Here is a 3,190-nt window from a genome sequence, read left to right on the forward strand (position 1 = left end):
TCGGCCTACTGGCATAACGCAAGCGGTCAAATACCCACTTTGCAGAGACCCTGGAGTCAAACCCCCGGTGACCTTCGTGGCGACCGAGGCATTGGGTCGAGGTTTCTCCGAGCTGATCATGGGTAGTTAGCATGCTCTTGAATTGCGGAGAACCGAGGTGCACAGCATTATTGAGTATCGAACACGTCGGAATCGTGCAGCAACGGAAATGCCATAATCAGGAGGTACGGCAATGCCGCCAGTGCCGCAGGTCCGCAGGATTATGTTCAACGACGAAGAAATCGGCATGGGCTTCAACAGTGAATCCGGCCTCGCGGTGGGTACCGCACTGGAAGACTTCACCGTCGCAGAAAATCCGACCGCCCCCGGCGCAGAAGCCATCGCATCGATCACCATCATCAACACCCACGAAGAACTCCAGGAACACCTAGGTATGTCCTTTGAGGCTCAAGGGCGTTACGGCTTCTTCTCCGCCTCCGCCAAGGCCAATTTCTCCGACTCGACCAAATTCAACTCCACCTCCACATTCGTGGTCGCCCGGTGCGTCGTTGGCAATTCCCTGCGGCGGGGGAAGAGCTTTAAGGTCGCCCTCGAGGCCAAAGCACTACTCGATGCCAACAGGTTCGACGAATTCAAGCGGGCCTTCGGCGATAGCTTCATCCGTGGATTGCAGACCGGCGGGGAGTTCTACGCGGTTATCAGGATTACCTCGATCTCTACCAGCAAGCAGTCCGAGTTGGGGGCTACCCTCCAGGCCGAGGCTAATGGACTGGCGGCGAGCGGAGACTTCAAGATTGCTTTTACGAAGGCGAACAGCAGTGAAAGCACTCGGTCGGAGTTCAGTGCGACCATGTATCAGAAGGCCGGCACCGGCATACAGATCGCTCCGACCGCCACCATCGACGAAGTCATTCAGCGGTACAAGGCGTTCCCAGAGATCGCGAGAACCAGCGCGAGTGCGTATGAGGCAGAGGTCGTCACCTATGACACGCTGCCTCTACCTGTGCCCACTCCCGAGGAGCGGGAGGACTTCCTGTTCGCGTTGGCGGATGCCCGCGAGAAGAAGCTGCAATACATTCAGACCCGTAACGACCTGGAGTTTGCGCTCCGGAATCCGATGTTCTTCAAGGACCTTCCATCGCCAGAGACCTTAAACGGCGCGATCGCGGTGTACACAAAGCTGATCAACGCGGTCATGACGCACGCCATCAAACTCTCTCGGGGTCAGATCACGCCGCCGCAACTGTTCGATCCAGCTAGTCTTTCTCCTCCGATTGTCGAGCCAGTTCTCATCGTGTTGATGCGGGCCGCCGAGATGCGGGTCCGCATACCAGGTATGATTGGCATCGACGCGGCCGATATTTCCTACGCTACCAACAAATTGTCGTCGGGAGCGTCAGTTGATGAAGTCATGAACGGTATTGCCCACCTCGGAGTGCCGTCTGGAACTCCGCCCAGTGAACCCTCAATCGATATTAGCCGTGAAGTCCTCGCATTTCTTCAGCTAACAGACATAGCGGCGCCGCCGCAGCTGCGGAACAGTGCCAATATCAGAATACGAAGTAACCCGAGGGTGCTGCCGCCCGGTGGAAGGTTTCGCATTACTGGGCAAGACCCACCTTCTGACACAATGGTCGAAAGGGGCTCCGAGGTCGAGATAGATTGGGGGAGCACGTAGCTGCTTCTGCCTGGTTCTACCGACCGAGCCAGCGTCACCCAGCCAGCCTGAAGGCGCGCTCGACCACCGATACTGGCAGCAACCCTCAGGCGGTAAACGGACCTTGTCACGCAGTGCGCATTGAAAGGCTGGCGGCGGCCGCGGCGATGACTGGCAACGCCACTGCACGGTACGGTGGCGGCTTCGAAGGTTCTTCCCGGCGGGTCGGACGCGCGTATCTCGGCGGTGCGGTAGTCCTTGACGCTAGTCAGCGCTGATCAACGGGGGAAAAATGCCGACAGAATGTTTCGTTCCGAGCGAATCTGGGGTTCGCCGCAGGATTTCGAGCGCCTTCGGTCACATCGTTGAGTGGTTCGTCAAGCAGGAATACTGCCTCTCGAAAGGCGGGTGCAGTGAATTCGCATTAGGGGGCAACGGCACCGACTTCTTTGACGAGAACTCGACAACGACGAGGTGTCGGTTCTTGGCGAGCTACATCACGACGCATAATCCCCTCCTGGATGAAGGTTTCATCTCGGGCACATGCGAGATTCGCAAACGTCCCGTCGATCCAGACGATGACGAGAACGAACGTTTTGCTGTCCCGGACATCATTAGCCATGAGCCGGGTGTGCGGATGGAGTTCTACGAGCTCAAGGCAAACTCTGCGGCGGGGAAGGATGCAGGCAGAGTAAAGATAGCGGCCTTCGAGGCCATGGTTGACTTCTTGCGGCACACTGATCCCGGCATCAAATATGAGCGCGGCACCTTGTTCGACCCTGATCGGTCAATCTTGATTTGGGATGGAACCTGGTTGGGTAGCCCGGTCAAGGCTCACCTTCATTTCTTCCGTGAAGAGGAAGGTCTTCTTGTCTATGAGATTTGTGTGACAGTCTCCGGCCAGCTGCTCGCGGAGGTCTTCATCAAGGCGATCATCAAGCTGGCGGTCCTCGCCATGATTCTGCTGTTGGCCCCCGTCACCGCTGGCGGAGTGGCGGTGCTGGCCTGGAATTCACCGTTGTCCGATTCGGTCGGGCCCGATGGCGTGAACGACACTCAGGACGTCCGATACCTTCAAGCGTTGCTCAATGACTGGGCCGACCATGCGGGCCAGGCGACCGTCGATATTGACGGCGTACTGGCCGGTCCCACCACCGATGCGCTTGCCGCGTTCCAATCCGCCAGCGGATTGGATGACACCGGTGGCAACCTCAGCCCCGGCGACATCACCGTGACGTCGCTCGAACGGACCCATATGGAGAGCGCGGCAGCAAGTGTGAATCTCTCGGAGATGCAGGAGATCGGAATGGAAGGCATGGTTGGCGTCGTCTTCGTAGACGACCCGGATGGATTGGACCCCGAGGCAGATGTCGAGTCGGATCTGCTAGTGGCGCTCAACAACGAGGCCCAACGGTACTGGCAAGATCTTCACGACAACGTGTAGTCAACACTGTTGAGCTTGGACTGTCGGGGTTAGGTCTAGGGTCTCTGCAAGGTGGGTATTTGACCGCTTGCGTTATGCCAGTAGGCCGG

General features: G+C 58.0%; 2 protein-coding genes. Both read left to right on the top strand.

All coding sequences use genetic code 11. From position 1 onward, the window contains the following. Positions 1-262: 262 nt before the first annotated feature. A complete protein-coding gene (locus ABD332_RS59780; protein ID WP_344516065.1) occupies positions 263-1,678 on the top strand; it encodes a hypothetical protein in 1,416 nt (471 codons plus the stop codon). A gap of 463 nt (positions 1,679-2,141) precedes the next feature. After that, entirely contained in the window at positions 2,142-3,101 is a 960-nt protein-coding gene (locus tag ABD332_RS59785; protein ID WP_344516067.1) for a peptidoglycan-binding domain-containing protein, read from the top strand. Positions 3,102-3,190 lie beyond the last annotated feature (89 nt).

Origin of the sequence: Dactylosporangium maewongense (assembly GCF_039531485.1) — a bacterium.
Classification (GTDB): Bacteria; Actinomycetota; Actinomycetes; order Mycobacteriales; family Micromonosporaceae; genus Dactylosporangium; species Dactylosporangium maewongense.

What these genes read in the sequence shown, in the direction of transcription:
- ABD332_RS59780 (WP_344516065.1), top strand. Translation starts at nt 263, where the DNA reads ATGTTCAACGACGAAGAAATCGGCATGGGCTTCAACAGTGAATCCGGC.